This window comes from Bacteroides faecium, from assembly GCF_012113595.1.
In the GTDB taxonomy this organism is placed as follows: domain Bacteria; phylum Bacteroidota; class Bacteroidia; order Bacteroidales; family Bacteroidaceae; genus Bacteroides; species Bacteroides faecium.
The window spans coordinates 4,438,089-4,459,399 of record NZ_CP050831.1 but is presented as its reverse complement, the minus strand read 5'-3'; the positions used below and the strand labels follow the sequence as shown (position 1 = coordinate 4,459,399).

The following is a 21,311-nucleotide window of genomic DNA, read 5'->3' as shown; positions in this document are numbered from 1 at the left end:
CCTGATAATTTAACAAAATATAGATTACAAGCGGCATTGTTTTTATTATTCGATTATTATCCTGATTATTTCGGGAGTGCGGACACCCGGCTTCAATTCTCCGTTTATGTTGTAATAAGTTTTATCCCATCCTGCCAATGCTGCTCCGGCACGGGCTGTTTGCGGGGTACGGGCGACTTCCTGCCATGTGTTTTGACTGATATTATATATTAATATACGGTCATTGAATTTGTACCATTCGGCTGGATGAAGAAGATAGTCCTTTTCGGGCTGTCGGAGAGCTGCGAGGAAGATATCTTTATTCACTCCGCCTGTACAGAGAATCAGGTTTTCATTGATGGCGATAGCTGTTCCGCCACCTAAGGAGATGGTTTCACCGTCGTTTCCTGTCGGGGTGGCTATGGAAGTCCATTGCCGGGATGCGGATGAGTAGCAATAGCCGTCGGTGGAAAGTGTTGCCGGTTTGCCATCGGTGGAAGCGGCGAATCCGCCCCATAGGAAGATACGGGCTTCACCGTCTTTAAGCTGTCCGGCACAGACGGCTTGCGTCCGTGCATCTCCGGGAAAATCCGGTAACTCCTGCCAACCGGTCTCAAGATTATCCAAGTCGAGACAAAGGAATGAGTTGGAAGGTTTGCCGTTTTTGTTGCCGCCTGCAACGAACAGTTGCCCGCCTGTCAATGTACCACACATGTTGTCTAGTGTATAAGGCAATGCAGGAAGAGTTTCTATCTTGACTTTCCCTTGCTTTGCAGCCTTCGGATTGTCCCCAAAACAGATTTTATAGACAGATGTCAGCGCATCTTTTCCATCAGTTCCCCCTATGCAGATGATACCGTCCGGACAAGATACAGAAACTCCGTAAGCGGAAGCGACCGGCAACTCTCCTACCTTACGCCAGGCAAGTACCGTATCGGGATTCATCGTTGCCGCATAAATTCCCCGATAGAATTTCTTCTTTCCACCATCGCTGGCAGGAACACCGGGAAAATTGCAACCGCCCGCCATCAGCAGATTGCCGCTCAGGATTCCTGAGTAGCAGGCGGAAACGCCTAGTTTGAAGCCTTTCTCCGATTGGGGGAATCCTTCCATTTTCTGCAAGTGAATGTCCGTAATGAACCGTTCGGGTGCTTCCGCACGAAAGGTTGAAGCCGGCAGGCCTGCTTCATTCACCAGATTTGCCCGTGTGAAAGGCTGCCAACCGTAGCGGACGTATTGCGGATGCTTTACTTGTTCACTATATACTTTTATCCGACCGTCTATTATCTCCGCAACGGCAGGGGAATAAATGCCGTCCGTCTCGGCGACTTCAAACGTGCGCAAAGGATGACCGTCCGAAATCTTTAAGCCTTTGCCGTAATTGAAAGTTAGATATACGGCATTTTCACGAAAATCGGCTTGGTGAAATAACGGGCCGGATGGCAGTATATGGTTCATGCCATACGTCTTATTCAATGCCCAACGGGCAAGACGTTCGCCAATCGGTTTCTTATTTCTAGGGTGTACGTCTAATGAGTCGCCATAATCACTAGATACCGTCATACCCGTATTCGGTATTTCGTTCATCATCCTGCGCTGGCTGTCACGGAACCACGGCCAGGAAGGACGGGTTATACTGGAAAGCTGAACGTAGTAGAACGGCAGTTCTTCATTCTCCCAGTTCTTGCGCCAACTGCTTATCAAGAGTTTGAAGAGTTTCTCGTGCGCTTCGTAATTATGGGCGTTCGATTCCCCCTGATACCAAATCACACCTTTGACCGGATACTGCGCTAACGGACGAATACCGGACTCGTACAAATAACAAGGTTCGTAAGGGTGGCGTTGGAATTTCTCTTTCGATTGTTTGATGTTTAATGCAGCGCGTCCACGTACCCAGTCTTGTATAAAGTCATTGTGTGTCCAGTCTTTCAATATAGCCGGGAAGTGGTATTCCAACGTATTCCGGTCTATCCATGATTCGGTAGGCGAACCGCCGATTGCATTGCATATCAGCCCTACCGGAACTTTCAAGCTATCCCGCAACATCCGACCGAAATAAGATGCTATCGCCGAGAAACGGGCGGCATTGTCGGGAGTACAGGTTTGCCATTCTGTGTCTTTATAATATTGAAGATGATTCAGGGAGTCGAGGACGGAAGCGTCCCATTGTAGCGCGTCCGTGCGCCAACGGGCTTTCATGTCATACAGGCGCAACTGTTCGTCGGCAGCTTGAGGAATGTCTTTTTTGCCGGTAGTGGCTTGGCTCAACATAAATTCCATGTTCGACTGACCGGAGCATAGCCAGACTTCTCCTGCCAGGACGTTGGTGTATTTCAAGGTTCTTTTTGAGGTAGAGATTACCAGTGTATAAGGACCGCCTGCTTTCAACGGTGATAATTTCACTGACCATTTCCCGTCCGGTGTAGTTTTTGTAATCCACTGCTGACGGTCTATGCGGACTGTTACTTGTTCTCCTGCGTTGGCTGTTCCCTGTATCAGCAAGGGGGTATCACGTTGGAGAACCATATTATCCGTGTAAAGCGGGGATAATTTCAAGCCGCCATAATCTCCGGTTATAGCCGAATAAACTGTTTTTGCCATGATGACTGCCCCTTCGGCAGTAGGATGAACGGCATCCGGCAGCAAGAAAGGATATGGATAAAGCGGTTCGTGGAAATCTATCAACTGCACACCGGCATAACGCGCTACTGTTTCGATAGCCGTCTGTATCTCGCCGTGCCAGTCACGGGTTCCCGAAAGGAAACGGTTATGGCGGTCGGCAATCGGGGTCATTCGCGCTATGATAATCCGTACGTCGGGATTGGCTTTGCGGAATGTATCAATCAGACTCAGATAGTCTTTCACAAAGAAATCACGGTAGTTTGCCCAGTCACGGGGGTCGGTATCATTGATTCCCAAATGAATGACGACAATGTCTCCTGCAAAATCCAATGCTTTCTGATATTCTTCCTGCCGGGTATAGGGGCGGTGCCCTTGATTGAGCAGGGTAGCGCCGGGCTTCCCGAAGTTTTCGACTTCATATCGCTCTCCCAGTAGTTTCTGCAACTGTACGGGGTAAGATTGCGTTGCACGGTCGGATAATCCGGTTCCGTAGGTGATGCTGTTTCCGACGCATGCAACTTTCATCCGTTGTTGGGCAGACAGTGCGCAACAAACGAACAGACAGACGGATAGTATCAGAATCTTTTTCATTTATTTTCTTCCGGTGTTTAGTTTTCTCTGATATTTAGTTGTTTCAGATATTTAGTAGTTTCAGATATTTACTTCTTCCCAATGTAAGGTTTCACAATCTCCACCCATTTCAGATAACCTTTTCCGAGAAGATGCAGACCGTCATTGGTGTAGGCAGTGTTCATCTTTCCGGTTTGCCCGTCTATAAAGTGAGAGTACAAGTCTATATAAGTCAATCCTTCCTTCTCTGCGAGGCGGACTAATCCTTTATTGATTTCGGGGATAACCTGCCAACGGGAAGTATGCCCCTTGAACATATTGTAATGGTCGGTGACGGGAAGAACACTTTGCAGATATAACTTTGTCTTCGGAGAATCAGCCTTTATCTTTTGGGCAATCATTCCGATACGGGATACAATCGTATCGGCAGGAGTTCCGCGACTCACATCATTAATACCAATCAGAAGAAATATTTTAGCCGGTTTTCCTTTCAGGATGGCGTCCAGACGGTCATATACTCCCATGCAAATATCGCCGCTGATTCCACGGTTTTTCACGTGTTTATTTTGAAACAGTTCCGCCCATTCGGCACCGTTCGTGATACTGTTTCCGAGGAAAATAATGTCGTTGGAAGTAACAGGTAGTTCTTCAAACAACGTAGCACGCTGGTAATAAAACGTAGAATATTTGCGTTCCTGAGCATGGCATGCCAAAGTCAAGGTCAATATGACCATTAAAAAAAAGTTCTTCTTCATGGCTATCCTTTTTATTTATCAATTAGTATATCCGTTTTTCATTATAGCATATCTGTATTTCATTATAGCATATTTTCTTTTCATTATAGCATATCTTTTTTTCATTATAGCATATTCAAATTAGCTCATGGCATATTCATAAAAGTCCTTCCCTTTATGATTGGTATGTCACTTTAGTGTTTTATCCGGTGAGTAGACGAGTCCGTCTACCGCCTTCTGTCCGTCGAGGGTAACAAAGACGGTGGTGAACATCCATTTTACCAACCGGACTTCGGGAGTAGTAAACTTCCCTACCGGCAATTTCAGCAATACCTTGTTCCACCCTTTTTGCAGATGAACTTTCAAAGGGGGACGTGCTACACAGTTTTCATTGCCCAATGCTATTTCGTTGCTTTTAGTCCGGTGGGTGGCTGTCCAGACTGGTGGGATTATTTCCTGTCCATTTATCCAGATACGGCTTTCTTTATAATCCCATTTTCCCGGCAAGGGTGGCAGGTCTGCTTCGGAACGTCCGTAATTCTGAAATTCAGCCCACAGGCCGACGGTCTGTTCTTTCGGCGAATAGACATAGGTGTAGGCATAGGCCGTATGGTTCTCTTTCGGTTCTTTGTAGAATCCGGGGATAAGCGTGCCCCATACATGACGGAGATAGATTCCCGCACCAATGGCGGGACGTACATTATATGTCTTTCCTGCGTAGCTGTAACTATCCTGCAAAGTTTCTTCCGGTGGAAAAGCCTTTGCCAAATCCCCTTCATTCGGGAAAGGGTCTGTTATGTTCCATTTCACATTTGTCTGACGGACATATGCAAACGGATAGCCGGTAAAAGTGTGTTCTTTATGCCATAATAAGCGACGTTCAAAATCGACAAAGTTCTTGAACAGTTCCGACTGTTCGTCGGTGGGAAGTATTGTGCCGTTCTTATCGAAGTACTCTGTCCCACCGCCTTTCCAGGCACGTTCTGCCATAGCCAGCATATTGGGATAGAAATTATTTTCGATAATCATACCCCATTCGGTATCGACTAACCGGTCATTCCAAATAGCCAGAATCGTGCCTGCGAGGTCGTCACTTCCTTGTTCCTTATTATAAATACGGCTATTGTACAATGCGATAATATCACCGAAGGTATCGAAATGGTTCAGATAATGGAAACGCGAGTCAATGGCGGGAATACCTTCCTGCGCCTTTCCCCGATAACTCCAAAGTTGGGTCATGTCAATTTCTCCGGGTTTATAGTGCCATCCCGGATTCCATGAGATTACTTTCTTGCCTTTGGAACGTACATAGGACACCATTTCCGGTACGAACCGGGGATTGGTAAACTGGACTTCATCCGTACCGATATGCAAATAAGGTACGTCAAACGTTTCACAGACTTCATCCAACAGGAGTTTTAATATCTTCATCCCTTCAGGGCTTTGCATATCATGGCGGAAGGTGCGTATGAATGCGGCGCTGTGTCCGGGCATATCTATTTCGGGAATTAGCGTCATGTGGTGTGCCTTACAGAAAGCGACCAGTTCTTTGGCTTCTTCCAGCGTGTAATATTTGCCGGGCATCCGGGTGGTGTTTACGCTATCATTCAACATCGGGAATATCTTGCTTTCCAAACGCCAGGATTGATTCTCGGTCAGATGCCAGTGGAAAACATTGATTTTGAATTTGGCGAGCGCGGCGATTTCACGCTTGAGTTCTTCCAGAGATATGTAGCTACGTCCTACGTCCTGCATGAATCCACGGATGCGGAAAGCAGGCCAGTCAACGATTTCGGCTCCTTGAATCTGTGTTTTTGAGTTTCTTTTCTCTGCCAGTTGCCGTAAAGTCTGCATAGCCCAATAAACGCCGCGTTCGGTCACAGCCTCAACGGTTATCCGTTTCCTGGTTACATTCAGGCGGTAAGCCTCATCCTGGTTCATCGGTATTCCGGGGAGAGAAGGCAGTAGTTTCACCTCAATGACGGCAGTTGCCTTCGGAGAGACAGTTCCGCCCATTTCAACGATAAAAGCTTCCCACTCCTGTTGAAGCACAGGAGTGGAAAGCATCACCTTATTCACTTGAAAGTTTGTATAAGAGGGGGTAAACTTTTGTGGCTGGGGGAGCAGGTGATTATCACCTGCTTTTGCCACTGAAACTGTGTATAAGTTAATTATAAAGTATATTAATAGTATTAATTTGTTTTTCATGATTACAGGTCGTATGGTAAGTACCAGTTTTAAATGAGTACTTGGTGTCTATTTTATTATATCCCTTAGCCGGACAGCCTGGAAAGTCATGTGAGCTACACTACTTTCATACAATATGCCAACTGTCTCCTTATCAATCATAGTCAGACAAGAATATCCCCATCCATCGGCTTCGTCCAACATTACCTGATGTTCGGGCAGCCATGTGATGCCGCCGTCCAGACTAGCCTTAATCGTGATATGATTACGACCTTTTACCGTATTCGGGTTGGAGAACAAAAGGATATCCTTATTTAATGCATTGTCTTTCGCTTTCACGCTGATTAAACTTGCCATACAAACCGGTTCCTGCAAGGCTTTGCGGGATGAGGGATGTTCTGTCCAAGTTTTGCCGAAATCCTTAGTAGTAGAGATAGCACGGCTACCGCCACGGTTATCTCTCATGTTCAGCATCAACACGCCCGGTTCTACTTCCGCCACTTGGGCTTCTGTTGTATTGGTACGTGCGTAGTTATGGATTTTCCATGTCTCGCCACGGTCTTTGCTGTACATGATTCCCGCATTCGGAACACGGGTAGAGTCGATAAACTGAATCGGGAATACCAATGTGCCGTCTTGCGTAGTGATGCCACGTCCCGGTCCTTGCAGAAGGAAATACCAGGAAGGGTCTTTCACCTGCTCTGTAATATTGATAGGCTTAGACCACGTTTTACCGTCGTCCGTACTCTTTGACAGTACCAACTGGGCTGTATGATTCATATCCATTCCCGGATATGAGCTCCACCAGGCACGTTGATTGCCCATTCCGTGTGTCCAGGCTGCCACCACCCATACTGTGTTGGTCTTGGTATCCACCAGGATGGAAGGGTCGCCGACACCATTCTGCGCAGCAGGCAAATCACCCGTTTCGCCGAAAGCCAAAGGCAAGCGCATCTTCTCCCAGGTCTTGCCACCGTCTACGCTGCGGCTCAAACCTACGTCTACATGCTCCTGCAAATCGACACTACTATTATAGCGTACATCATATACTCCGAGCAATGTTCCCTTATTGGTAGTCACCAATCCCGGAATACGGAAAGCGGCTGAACCGTCGTCACCGGCATGGCGCACGCCTACCCCTACTCTATGAGCTATATTTTCCGGAGAAACTGTGTGTACAAGGGCTTCTTTGTTATCAACTTTAATCGTAGCAATCTTAGCCGAAACCTTATCCAATAAAGAAGCATCCGGCTTCATCTGCAAACTAATCCAGAAATAGTTGATTCCGGGAAAAAGCTTCTGATTAGCTTTCAATGCAACTTTCTGCTTCGGATTATCCACTTGCGACTTATTAATCGAATAAGAAGGATTCGCGGCCAGTGTCTTTCCCGGCGTATGACTGGAAATATAAGATACAGGAGCAAAGAAATTCTTACCGTAGTTCTGTCTGGCTTCCGTACCACTATAATATAACTTAACGGACTGTATATCCGCCATATTAACATCTTTGCCAAAATTCAAAACTACTTCATCCAGGCTACGACTCTCTTTTGCATTCAAACGCAGCATAAACAACACATTATCCTGTCGTTCAATCAAAAAAGGAATCTGAGTTTCACGCACAAATACAGTATCCGATGCGATAGCCTGCAAGGTTCCGCAGACACACAAAAAAAGGATAGACGATAATAAAAGCAGGTTTCTTTTCATGGTATTATTAATTGTTTGGATGCAAAGATATAAATTTATCATATTACTAGCAAATAATTAAATATTTTATTATATACAAGAGCATTAATAAATCCACTTTGATATACCATTTCTTTCTTCAAAAAGAAAAATAAGATAAAAAGCAAGACAGGCAAATTAGCACCTATCCCGCTTTTTATCACAATGTACTAACTTTTATTCCGGCTGCTGCTTATAAGTGTCATATCCCGGCGTCTGATAAATCAGCGGGTCGTTGCCCAGCAGAGTGATATCTACCGGCCAAAGCACTTTATGAGCTTCCGTTTCTTCCTTTAGTACGGGCTGGTCTGTTCCTATATTTCCTTCTTTACAGAAAACCAGATGTTTGCCGCCTTTTGTCAAAGTCATACGGCGAAGATCCCACCAGCGTTGTCCTTCCTGAACAAACTCTTTATCCTTTTCATGTAATATAGCTAACTCATTCGTTGTGAAATCCGCATTTTTATAACCATAAGTTTCTTCATCCCAATTATCTCCATAAGCACGTTGGCGAACTTTGTTTATATAGGCAGCAACGTCTCCTCCCTGCATATTCTCAATTTCAGCAAGAGTCAACCATACCCATGGCAAACGGTAAATAATATAATCGCCACAATAAATACGTGCACCTTGGGCATTTACATAACCGATATTCTTGCATACGTGGGTACCATACAAAGATAGCTCACCAGTCTCAGCATCTTTGTTGTAGGAAGCAATAAACGTAGCATCTTTACGTGTATCTTTATCATCAAAACTATTATAAAGTTCTATTTTATATTCTAACTGCTGGCTGCCTGTATTGCCAATGTTCAATGCATCCAAAAACTTCTCTCCATCCTTTTTGTATCTGTCTTTCGTGCTACCGGTAGCCATAGCATAAGTAAAGAGATTATTACTATTAGTAGCCTCTCCCTCGGCATAACGAACCGCAAAAATTATTTCTTTATTCCCTTTATTATTTTTAGCCTCAAAAACATTCTCAAAGTTATCCATTCTCTCAAGCCCGTAGCTATTTAAAACATTCAGCAAATGCGTCTTTGCTGTAGCCAGATTACTTTCATCGGCAGCATCATTACCAGTAGTCACTTTGGAAATCCAGAGATATACTTCTCCCATCAGACATTCTGTGGCTGCTTTAGACCAATATCCTTTTTTATTCCCTCTGTTATTAGGGTCAAAAGAATTGTTATCTCCAAAACATTCCATAGATTTATTCAAGTCTTTCTTTATCTGCGCCATCACTTCCTGTGGAGTCGCACGTCCTAAATAAAGTTGGTTGGGATCAATTACACCTTCCACCACATCTGCCGTAAGACGCAAAGGCACTCCGCCATACGTGCGGTACAAGTCAAAATAATAAAATGCCCTCAATCCATAAGCCTGCCCCAGATAATACCCTTTCTTTGCTTCATCAATATAAGTAGCGTCCGTCACACGGGCAATAAAGAGGTTGATATTGGTGAGGCGTCCGAAAACATCTCCAAAGCCCGTAACTCCGGTATGAGCCTCATCGAAATTTTGCAGCTTGATATCTCCATATAGCATACCCATGCCATCCGAACTGGTACCGGTAGTAATCAAATTTCCCCCGCGCGCTTCTCCCCATAAAAACGTATGCTGGAATGCAGCATCACGAAGATGCTTATGAATGCCGTCCATATATCCAATCACGTGCGCTTCGGTCTTCCAATATGAACCGCTTCCATAGTAATCAATAGGAGAAAGATCCAACTTGTCAGCGCAAGAAGTACAAATTCCTCCCGCTACTGCAACAAACAGTACAGCAGATAGTATATTCAATTTTTTCATAAATTCTTTCTTTTAAAGTTAGTTACTTAAAACGTCACATTCAATCCGAATAAAAGAGTTCGCGGCAAAGCATAGCCCGAACCGGCACTGGATACTTCGGGAGTTGCCACATTGGCAGCAGTTATATAACCCAGATTCTGTCCGGTAATAGACACATCTACTTTCTGACAAAATACTTTTTTAGCCCAAAGCTCAGGAAGTGAATAAGTGAGAGACAACTCACGGATAGCCAGATAATTGCCCTTATAAGCAAACATCGTAGAGTTACGGGCATAATTGGCATTCGTCAAAACATCGGCATAAGCATACCGAGGATATTTTGCGTTCGGGTTATCTTCCGACCATGTGTTATATACATCCGTTGTCGTATTATAAGTACCTTGCGCACAAGCAAGGAATATCTCCGGAGTAGTATGGTCGTAAATCCAATAGTCCAAAGCAAAGTCGAAACGTCCGTAAAGTTGCAAGTTCTTCCAGCGTAGTGTCGTATTAAAACCACCCGTCCAATGCGGAATAGTATTGCCCAATTCCACTTGGTCGTACTGGTCGATTATTTTATCACCATTGATATCTTTCCACTTCATATCACCAGGCATAATCGGCAAAGCATTCTTTTGCTCCGCTTTTGTCAGTTTTTTCCACGCATCAGGTCCGTACAGTTTCTTTCCGTAATAATTTCCTGACGTTACAACCAAATCACCGGGAATTTCATCCCAGCTACGATATACACCTTCTGATTTATAAACGACCATAGTTCCAGGTTCCATACCTACCTGCGTACCACCAACCCAACGTTTTACATATTCAATCTCACCATTCTCTTTCGTTATTTTTTCTCCCGTATAAATCTGTTGCCCGCCTTGACGATTACGTTCCAGACCATTATCCGGTAAAGATATCACCTTATTCTTATTGTAGGAGATATTGCCCGACATACTCCATTTCCAGTCTTTCGTATTAATAATCTTTCCGGAAAGTTCTATTTCCAAACCTCTGTTACGGAATTCTCCATTATTATTTTTAATAGAAGAAAAACCCGTCGTTGAAGGAAGGCTAAAGTTGGCATACTTATCCGAAGTCAAACGATTATAGAAAGTAAAGTTAGCATTCAATCGATTATCAAAGAAACTCAAATCCAAACCGACTTCAGCCGTTTTCGTTTTCTCCCATCTCAAGCCGGGGTTAGGCAGCGAACCTATCAGGAAACCTGTATTGCCATTGTAAGTAGCCGGGCTATAAGAGCCCTGCAAGGTATAAGCACCGATTCCCGTAGCATTACCATTCACACCATAACTGGCACGCAATTTACCAAACGACAGGAAAGGGACAGCATCTTTAACAAACTGCTCTTGCCCGAAAATCCAACCGGCAGAGACACCCGGGAAGAATCCCCAACGATTATCCCCCAACAAAGAAGAATAACCATCATGCCGGAACACTGCCGAAAGTAAATATTTACCTTTATAATCGTAATTCAACCGTCCGAAGTAAGATAAAATACGATATTGTTCGTGCCAAGAGTCGATAGCACGCTTTCCTTCGCCTTTATCCGTCAAAGCCAAATCCGCGAAATCATCTGTCGGAGCACCGGAACCTGAACCCGAAAATCCACGTTTCTCGTTCGCATAATATTCCATACCCAACATAAGGTTTACATTATGGTCTTTTACGAACGTCTGAGAATAATTCAGTACCGCATTATAGGTCTGCGCAAAATTACGCTCGAATTTAGCAGATGTACTGCGGGTTTTCGTATAATGGTTCGTCAACATATTATCCAGATAATCCTTTGTGAAGCTTTCATACAAACCTTCTGAATAATACCAGTTGGCGGTTCCTTTCACAAATAATCCCTTCATTATATCAATCTGGAAAGATTGAATCATCGTGAACTTATCCGTTTGATTGAAGTTTGTCCATTTCTCCGGTTGGAAAGCCTGATTACCGTCTGCAACACCAGGTCCTAAAGTCGGGTTGCCGTATTCATCTTCATAACGTGACGTAGGAGGCGTAGACATAATACGTCCGAAATAGTTGCCCTCACTCGTATTTGATCCCGGCATATTTTTCCAGTTCGCACGATTATAATTAAAATTAGAAGTTGATGTCAACCAGTCTGTAACTTTATAACTTGCATTCAGAATAAAGCTATACCTCTCATAATAGGTATCAATAGGCAACCCTTCCTGGCGATTATAGCCAATACCGGCATAATAAGCAGCCCTATCTCCGCCTCCAGACATATTCACATTATAATCTTGCGAGAAAGAAGGATTATTCAAGTTATAATCAGCAGGATTAATATCCTTATATATAATTGTTTGTGTCGGGTCAAGAGGATCTGTCATTTCTTTCCATCCATGCTGCTGTACCAGATAAGCATTATCCGCAGTTTTACCCATAACGTTCCATGCCGATTTGCCTAATTCATTGCCCAAGCCAAAAGGAGATGCACTCGTCAGATTACTCAAAGGTGCTATAGAGGCATATTCTCCGTCGCTATAATAATAACCGGACTTTGAATATGTAGTACGCAGAGTCCTAATATATTCCTCTCCATTCAAGAATTCATACGGGTTATTGACATAATTCAACCCCATCTTAACTTTCAGATTGATTTCACGATGTCCTTTTTTTCCGCTTTTTGTAGTAATAAGAATCACACCATTACTTGCACGGGCACCGTATAAAGCAGTTGCTCCCGCATCTTTCAGGACTTCCATCGATTCGATATCCTCTGGATTGATATCACTCAATCCATCACGTAGCTGACCGTCAATAATAACCAATGGAGAACCCGAACCGTTAAAATCCGTACCACCACGAAGGACAATAGTAGGAGTAGCACCCGGACTCCCCGAGGCTTGCGTCACTTTCAATCCGGCAACTGCACCAGAGAGTGCCTGAGCCGGATTGGAAAACAAACCGACTTTCAACGATTCTTCGCTTACTTTAGAAATAGAGTTAGTAACCTTTGTACGCAACTGTTTACCTCCATAACCCGTCACGACCACTTCTTCCAACATTTCAGAATCTTCTTTCATTTGAATTTTTAAAGAAGTCCTTCCCCTTAGATCAATAGTCTGCGCCTGATATCCGATATACGAAACTTTAATTTTTCCATTCGGATTCATGTTTAATGTAAATTTACCATCAATGTCGGTAATGATACCATTTGTAGTACCGACCTCGACAACACTCGCACCAATAATTGGCTCGCCGGTCCCATCCGTCACCACACCGGTAATTGATTTCGACTGCGCCATTGCTCCTATGGAGCAGAAAAAGCACAAGATTAACAAAAGGATGCTTTTCTTCATAAGGATAGTTTTTTAGAATAAATAAAAGGTAATTTAAATAATCGCTTGAGTTCTTTCAGAACTTGGTCAATATCCTTCCCTATCCTTATATCTATATATAGATATTATTGATTATGCATTTTTCTCATAAAATCATTAGATTAATATATTTTTTTCTACCTGGAAAGTTGATATGTTAGTTCAATTAATAAATGGCTTATATTAACGCAATCATTGCTTTTTTTATTTCCACATCGATATATAAATAATATTTTTATTAATTAGTTTGATATTATTAATATTATATTTATATTTGCAGCGAATTACAGAAACAAAGCCTGCATGTTAACCATTTTATATATATAAAAATGAAAAATACTAATAATACAAATAGCCAAGTTCTGAAAGGACTAATTTAGTATTATATCAATTTGTATCAGCTGATGTTATAAAGCAGTTATTAATATCAGTTCAATTAAAGTGGGTAGCACAAAGAGCAGGGTTGTCCCCCTTCTTCCGGTTAATCATAGTATATTGTCAACGCATCCAAATCTTCCGGTAAATTCTCCGAATTTTTCTTTTCCTTTGATATTATTTTATGCAATGAATACGAAATAAGTTCCTGATCTGCCAGCGTAGGATCAACAGGTTCTTCATGTACCTTTATTTCCACTACATATTCATATCCCTCTTCGTAATCAAAACCCTCAATATAAATACAAAAGAAACGCCACTTATCATCTTCCATATTTTTAGCTAAATAATAAGGGGCCAAACTTCCTGTCCCACCAGCGTACCACATCCTCTTTTCCGAGGCAATAGTTAAAGTGATAATTTTATCTTTCTCATCTTCATCTTTACCACATCCGGTAAAGACAATAAAAAAAGGTAGGAGTAAAAATATATATTTCATAAATATTGATTTAAATGTTGAGTCTACCTTAAAAAGTTAGTTCTATCATGAAGTTACTCCCAACTTTCTAAAGCAGACTCAAATGTTGTTAGCTGTAAAAAACGACAATCTTAATACCTATTCCTGTTCATATCCCGGAGTTTGCTCCAGCAATGGATTGATATTCATTGTACTAATATCCAACGGCCATAAGAGTTTATGCTTTTCACTCACACTAATCAAAGGAGAAGTAGCCGGATAGTTGGCTGCTGCGGAAAATGCCAACGAATTGTGAGATGCATCCTGCATACGCACAACATCAAACCATCGTTTGCCTTCCCATACAAATTCCTTATCACGTTCGTGTAATATAGCCAGTTCGTTTTCCTCAAAACTACCATCAGTGTATTCATGTCCGGCATAGTCGTCACCATAAGCACGTTTACGTACATCATTAATATAAGTGCTACAAGATTCACCCAGCCCGTTCGCAACTTCAGCCATCATAAGCAAAGCGTCCGCATAACGATATACGATGACATCTGTATCATAAATACGGTTATTATTAGAATTAATCGAACCGATACATTTCTTCAACACACATCCGAAACTTGAAGGGTCTTTATCTTCTTGGGTATAGTACTCCAGGAATGTAGCATCACGACGAATATCTTTTTCATCATAAGCAGACCAGAAAGCATGAGTATATTCGTGCCGGAATACACCACCAGTCCCCTTTAAATTTAATGTATCCGTTTCTATCCGCTTGCTGTCACGTCCATATACTTGTCCGATAAATACTGCATCCTGATACAGGAACTGCCCTCCCCAGTTAGTTGCTTCGCCATCCGCAAAATGTAAAGTGAAAATAACTTCCTTATTATTACGGTTGGAAGTATTAAATACATTCTCAAAGTCAGACAGCAATTCGAACTTACCTATAATCTGATTCAAAGCAGACTGGGCTACTTTTAAATCCGTTGTTCCGGTAGCCGTATGCCCGGTAATAGAGACTTTGGCAGCCCACATATATATTTCAGCTTTTAGCATCAGAGTAGCGGCTTTAGACCATATCGTTTTATCGTAACCATTTGCCACCGTGACATCCGAATAATTATTCTCAGACTTTACAATATCACCCTTTATGAACTCCAGTGTCGCTTCCGGCGTCGAACGTTCTACATAAAACTTATCAGCCGTCACCTTACCATTCAGTAATTCAACTTCGGTTACAATAGGTACGCCGCCATATGTTTTGTAAAGCATGAAATAATATAACGCTCTTAATCCGTAAGCTTGGGCTAAATAATGTTTCCTGTTTGTATCATCCAAAAAGCTACATTCATTCTCCACTTTTTGAATAAAATGGTTTACTTGCATGATTGGAGAATAAAGCCCATACCAGTTGCTAATGCCCGGTCTGTCCTGATCGATGACGTTCGAACGCAAGTTTGCATAATTCAAGCTAGTATTCTCGGATGAAGTTCCTACACGCTGTGTGCCGCCGCGAACCTCGCCCAAAACATAGAACATATCATAATAACTCCTCAGTTGAGAATGCATACCTGTCATATATCCATCCACCTGTGCTTCATTATTCCAATAGTTTCCACTCCCGAAATAATCTTCAGGAGCAAGGTCCAAAGCATCACACGATGTATAAAGGACAGTAGATACAAATAAAGAAATGATGTATATTATTTTTTTCATAATCTGTCTTATTTATATGTTAGAAAGAAACGTTTATACCAAAAATCACAGTACGAGGCAACGGATAGCCACCGTTGTTATCCGCCTTTTCAGGTGAGAACAAATGCTTCGCTTCTGTCAGATAACCCAGGTTTTGTCCTGTCACGGACAATTCGACATTACTTAACTTAGCCTTTTGCGCCCATATTGACGGCAACCGATAAGTAAGCGACAATTCACGAAGTGCCAGATAATTACCATTATATACAAACATGGAAGAACTACGGCAATAGTTTCTTTTTCCTAACTGATCTGCCCAAACATAGGTAGGGTATTTGGCATTCGGATTATCCGGTGTCCAAGTATCCTTAGTTTCCTGAATAGTATTGTACGTACCTTGTGCGCAAGCCATGATCCACATTGATTTCCAGTCTACTGCCTTAAATCCTAAAGCATAATCGAAACGCGCTGATAATGTCAGGTCTTTCCAGCTCACAGTAGTATTGAAACCACCTGTCCATTTCGGCACTGTATTTCCGACCTTCACCATATCATAATTGTCAATCACTCCGTCTCCGTTGACATCTTTCCATTTCACATCGCCCGGCTGGATAGGCAACGCATTTCCTTTCTGACTGTCTGACAATTTATTGTAACCTTCTGCTCCTCCATATAAAGGTCTGCCAGTCGAACCGTTATTACCGGAAGTTATATCGATTAATCCTGCCGGTATCTCATCTTGTGATTTATAGATGCCTTCAGCAATAAACATATACAAGTCGCCCGGACGTTGTCCTTCCTGATAACCTCCAACCCACATTTTTGCATCGCCATAACCGGTATATACCTGATAGGAATCCTGCCGATTGCGGTCCAGTCCGTTATCCGGCAAAGCCACGACCTTATTCTTATTCAATGCACCATTCCAATTCAAGTTCCATTTCCAGTCTTTCCGGTCAATTATACGGAAAGCCAGTTCAAACTCAAAACCCTGATTTTGGAATTTACCGTTATTGGAAACTACAGAGCCGACGCCTGAAGTGGAAGGTACTGTGATATTGGCATATTTATCACTTGTCAAACGGTTATAATAGGTAAAATTGGCATTAATACGATTTTCGAGGAAACCTAAATCAAGACCTACCTCAAAAGTCCTGGATTTCTCCCACATCAGATATGGATTAGGGATGCTTCCCAAAAGGAATCCTGTAACACCATTATAAGTGTTACTGCCATATGAACCCTGTACGGTATAATTGCCTACAAAATTCTTGTTGACATTACCGTTCAGACCGAAACTTGCACGTAATTTACCAAATGAAAGTATATCGCTTGTGTTTGCCATAAATTCTTCTTTGCTGAAAACCCATCCGGCGGATACACCGGGAAATACTCCCCAACGGTTTTCTTTCGCTAATTTTGAATATCCGTCTTTTCTAAGGACTAACGACAACAGATATTTTGCCTGATAATCGTAATTCACACGTCCGAAGAAAGACATGATACGCTGGCGTGAATGCCAGGAATCAATAGAACGTTTTCCTTCTTCTTTTGAGGTGTATTGCAAATCCATAAAGTCGTCGGTAGGAGCTCCCGAACCGGATGCGTTGAAACCTTTGTTATAAGAATCATAATACTCAAAACCGGCCATCGCATCCAGATAATGGTCTTTATTAATCTGGTAATTATAATTCAATACGGCATTATAAGTTTGATCTAATGTACGGTCATAGGAAGCGGAAGTACTGCGTGACGTAACCTTATTCCCCGGAGAGCTTAGGTAATCTTTATTAAAGCTTTCATCCTTCTCTTCCTGATAATACCAGATTGCACCTAGCTTCAGCGAGAGCCCTTTCATAAAATTAATAGTGAAGGACTGGTTCATTGTAAACTTATCGGTATTTTGATCACGGACAAATTTATCAAAATTGTATTGTTGATTACCATCTCCCGAGTTGGGTCCCAACAACATTTCTCCATCTGCATTATAACCGCGGAAAGTAGGCGGCAGTGACAAGCAACGTGAGAAGTAATTTGCTTCTGCCGTCTGAGTGGCAGGCAGCCCATTCCAGGTAGCGTCCGCAAAATTAAAACTGGAACTGGAAGTCAGCCATTCTTTCAACTTATAATCAGCATTGAAGGTGAAAGTGATACGCTTATACCAGTTGCCGTATGCCGTACCATCACTTTTATTATAGCCTAATCCGGCATAATAACTTCCTTTTTCATTTCCACCACTTACACTTAAATTATAATCCTGAGAAAATGCAGGAGTCTGTACGTTGAAATCCGCAATATTGGTATTCTTATAAATAAGCTTATCTCCATAAATAGGATCAACCATAGTCTGCCAACCCTGGTCGAGCAGAAAAGCCAGATTATCAGCATATTTCATCGTACTCCAAATAGCAGAACTTGTTTTGTTCCCATCCAAAGGAGTCACTCCGTCGTTTGCAAAATAGGCATTACCGGTACCGTAAGGAGTGGCACTTGTCAACCCACTGAGAGAAGACCACGCCTTCACCGCGCTTCCGTCGGGATGTTTCATATCACCCATATAGGCATTCTTATATCCCATGCGCATCCAATAAATATAGTCTCCGGCATCCAGGAACTCATAAGAGTTCTTGAAGTAATTCAATCCGAACTTAGCTTTCAAGGTAACTTCCGCCCTTCCGCTTTTTCCGCGTTTGGTTGTAATAAGAATCACACCGTCGTTAGCACGGGCACCGTAAATGGCAGTTGCTCCGGCATCTTTCAAGACTTCCATTGATTCAATATCATCCGGATTGATATCGCTCAAAGAAGAGCGCACCTGACCGTCAATCAAGATAAGAGGTGAACCCGAACCGTCAAAGTTAGTTCCCCCACGAAGCACTAAAGTCGGGGTACTGCCCGGATTACCGGAAGTCTGGCTGACAGACAAACCGGCAACGGCTCCGGACAATGCCTGACCTGGATTTGAATACAAACCCTGCTTCAATGTTTCTTCTTTTACTTTGGAAATTGAGTTAGTGACTTTAGTGCGTAACTGTTTGCCGCCATAACCGGTTACGACCACTTCTTCCAACATCTCGGAATCTTCTTTCATTTGTATCCGGAAAGAAGTTTTTCCCTTAAGGTCAATCGTTTGCACCTGATATCCGATGTACGAGACTCTGATTTTCCCGTCCGGATTCATGTTTAATACAAATTTACCATCAATGTCGGTAATGGTACCATTTGTCGTACCCACTTCGACAACACTCGCTCCGATGATTGGCTCACCAGTAGCATCGCTTACCACACCGGTAATTGTTTTTGTCTGTGCCACGGCTCCTATGGAGCAGAAAAGACACAACACAAGCAAAAGGATGTCTTTTTTCATTAGTATTACTTTTAGTTAATAATTAAGATAATTTAAATACTTATCCAAGTCCGATTAGAACTAATCTTTCAGTAATACCTCGCCTTCTTACCCCAGACTCTCCTTTAAAATTTTAATCAAAAGCAAAAGCATATTCGTAAAATCAATCTATTTTCTACCTACTTATTATATTATTCTGTCTCTCTATCTGCCGATTTGATAATACATCTTTTCGCATTTAGCAGCATATATAAGAAAATAATTTATTAAATACTTTGTTATTATTAATAATATAGATATATTTGCAGCGATTTAAAATCATACATATTATAATTAACGACCAAATTATCTATAAGATAGAAGAGAATATTAATAAATAACTCAACTAAGTTCTAATCGAACTTATGCATCCATTAATAATCACTACCCATTATTTTAATAATAATACTTATAAAGACAAGCTGTTATTTATTGGCAACACTACACTTATTCAAGTTTCTAGGAGTTATTAGATAAACATAATCAATTACCGGTATGATGACAAATAACATAAGCCAAACAAAGTTTTTGATATAAGTGTAGTAGAAATAGGTATCACAAATGATACAGATTCTTTTAGTTCACCCGATACTTATTGGAGATTAGAAGAACTGTGTCGAAAAATTGCTCATTTCAGTACGTTGTGCTCTAATGTGGGTTCCCTAGCTATGTTGTTTAGGGAAACATAAGTTATGAAGTAAGGAAGTGTTAGTTATCTTGCCTTTATCTTTGCGTTAGGCTGCCGGTATTCTTTCATTAGATTACCGGTATTGTTATCTCACCACGGCCGTGGTAACTATTCGTCACGGCCGTGGTAGGTTCTCTTCACAGCCGTGGTAGGAATTCGTCACGGCCGTGACGAATTAGTGATACCGGTAATCTAACGAAAGGATAACGAAGAGATAACGTTAAAATCCCGTTAGTATATCCTATGTTTTATAGGGGAATGAGATGATAGTACCCTGAGAGTAACTTTTGCTATCAGGGTGCTATCATAACCTGCTCTCATAGCTGAAGCCACGATGAATAAAGGCTTTGAAGATATTTATGAGAGTATGAGGGTAAATCGTGAAAACTTTTGTTTGGAGTGCGTGTTTATTTCTAAAATTGACTTAGTTCATTTTCGCACGAATTTGAACTAATTGCGTGTGCTATTAATCAATATATAAACATCAAATATTTACTCTAAATGTTTCTTTAACCAAGGAAGAACTAATTCCGATTTAAAATAATGATTAGGACCATCTACGTTCACTAATTTATAAAACTCATCTCTATCGAGCCCTTCCGGCAATGCGTCAAAGTCCGTTCGATTATGCGGACTGGCGTACTTAGGATAATGGTGTATCTCGATATTCTCCGGGTGTCCGGCAATCTTATATGCGGCACGTACAAGATTCAAGTCACGGTCCAGTCCTCCTTCCGTCAATATCACAGGACGGGGAGCCAAGGCAGCTACAATATCAGGGAAGTTGAATTTACGCCAAAAGTCAGGTATCAGATGGCGGATAGAGTTAGGGAAAGGTCGTGTGCCATCCTTATCAGGCACGGTCATTACCAATGCGCGTTCTTGTGTTTGGCACAAAAAATCATTGTAAACAAAAGCATAGAGTGACGTATCCAGCGTTCCCAGTACCATTAACGGCTCTGTCCCCAGAGAAAAGCCACTTACGATAATCCGGTCTTTACGGATATAGGTCTGTGCTTTCATCCATTGAAGAACTTGCATATCAAGATAAGAAGTATAACCGAGATAACTCCATCCCAATTCTAACAGAACTCGCGACACCAAATCGTAGTTATAATTTCTTCCGCGTGCATAACGTTCCAAATCCGAGGATTCACCGGCTGCCGGATTATCTACGGCTACCGCCACATAACCTGCTTTCGCAAAATTCCGTGCCATTGTTACCTTGGGATTCTGATAATCATCATTCAGCTTCGGGAAAACGCCCGGCTCGCCCGCCAATCCTTCTTTACTGCCACCGGAACCGGGAATACATAAAACAGCAGGAACTGGCTGCTGCAAAGAATCCGGTATCAATACTAGAAAAGTAGATACACATTCGGGCAAAGGATAAAATTCCCACTTCTCCAGTTTGTAGCCGTCACGTTGTTTGCTGTATAGTCGTTTAGGTGACGGCATGTCCTTTATTTCGGGGAAGTTCATAATTTCCTGCATTGACTTCCGTACTTTATGTTGCCATTCACGGAATTCTTCCAAAGTCATATCCGGTTGAAATGCACATTCCGGTTTTATGTGTGAAAGCATTGCGTGAACAACTCCGTAAGTACTCAGGAAGCGTCCATCCTGTCGTTCTGATTGAATGATATTATGTTCACGACCTATTACTTCCGGAGTTTGGGCGGAAATAACGCTACTGTGAACTGTCAGCATTAATAAACCAGCTATT

10 protein-coding genes are annotated in these 21,311 nt (G+C 42.2%); all 10 read right to left on the bottom strand.

Annotated features, from left to right (window positions below; genetic code table 11):
* Positions 1-45: 45 nt before the first annotated feature.
* Positions 46-3,192 carry a cyclically-permuted mutarotase family protein gene (locus BacF7301_RS16455; protein ID WP_167964470.1) on the bottom strand — a complete coding sequence of 1,049 codons (3,147 nt, stop codon included), beginning with the start codon at positions 3,190-3,192 and terminating at the stop codon, positions 46-48.
* 68 nt (positions 3,193-3,260) lie between these two features.
* The gene (locus tag BacF7301_RS16450) at positions 3,261-3,926 is read right to left on the bottom strand and encodes an SGNH/GDSL hydrolase family protein (RefSeq protein WP_167964468.1); all 666 of its coding nucleotides are present in this window, start codon (positions 3,924-3,926) and stop codon (positions 3,261-3,263) included.
* A gap of 168 nt (positions 3,927-4,094) precedes the next feature.
* On the bottom strand, positions 4,095-6,113 hold the full coding sequence (locus BacF7301_RS16445) for a beta-N-acetylhexosaminidase (RefSeq protein ID WP_167964466.1): 2,019 nt from the start codon (positions 6,111-6,113) through the stop codon (positions 4,095-4,097).
* A gap of 48 nt (positions 6,114-6,161) precedes the next feature.
* Positions 6,162-7,802, bottom strand: coding sequence for a sialidase family protein (locus BacF7301_RS16440; protein WP_167964464.1), 1,641 nt, complete (start codon positions 7,800-7,802; stop codon positions 6,162-6,164).
* Positions 7,803-7,997: 195 nt separating this feature from the next.
* Entirely contained in the window at positions 7,998-9,632 is a 1,635-nt protein-coding gene (locus BacF7301_RS16435; RefSeq protein ID WP_167964462.1) for a RagB/SusD family nutrient uptake outer membrane protein, read from the bottom strand.
* Between the two features lie 26 nt (positions 9,633-9,658).
* Complete coding sequence (locus BacF7301_RS16430) at positions 9,659-12,952, bottom strand: SusC/RagA family TonB-linked outer membrane protein (RefSeq protein WP_167964460.1); 3,294 nt, start codon at positions 12,950-12,952, stop codon at positions 9,659-9,661.
* 499 nt (positions 12,953-13,451) lie between these two features.
* On the bottom strand, positions 13,452-13,844 hold the full coding sequence (locus BacF7301_RS16425; protein WP_167964458.1) for a DUF4377 domain-containing protein: 393 nt from the start codon (positions 13,842-13,844) through the stop codon (positions 13,452-13,454).
* Positions 13,845-13,961: 117 nt separating this feature from the next.
* Positions 13,962-15,533, bottom strand: a complete 1,572-nt coding sequence (locus BacF7301_RS16420; RefSeq protein WP_167964456.1) for a RagB/SusD family nutrient uptake outer membrane protein — start codon at positions 15,531-15,533, stop codon at positions 13,962-13,964.
* Positions 15,534-15,552: 19 nt separating this feature from the next.
* Positions 15,553-18,879 carry a SusC/RagA family TonB-linked outer membrane protein gene (locus BacF7301_RS16415; RefSeq protein WP_167964454.1) on the bottom strand — a complete coding sequence of 1,109 codons (3,327 nt, stop codon included), beginning with the start codon at positions 18,877-18,879 and terminating at the stop codon, positions 15,553-15,555.
* Positions 18,880-20,077: 1,198 nt separating this feature from the next.
* Positions 20,078-21,295 carry an alpha/beta hydrolase family protein gene (locus tag BacF7301_RS16410; RefSeq protein WP_245208483.1) on the bottom strand — a complete coding sequence of 406 codons (1,218 nt, stop codon included), beginning with the start codon at positions 21,293-21,295 and terminating at the stop codon, positions 20,078-20,080.
* Positions 21,296-21,311 lie beyond the last annotated feature (16 nt).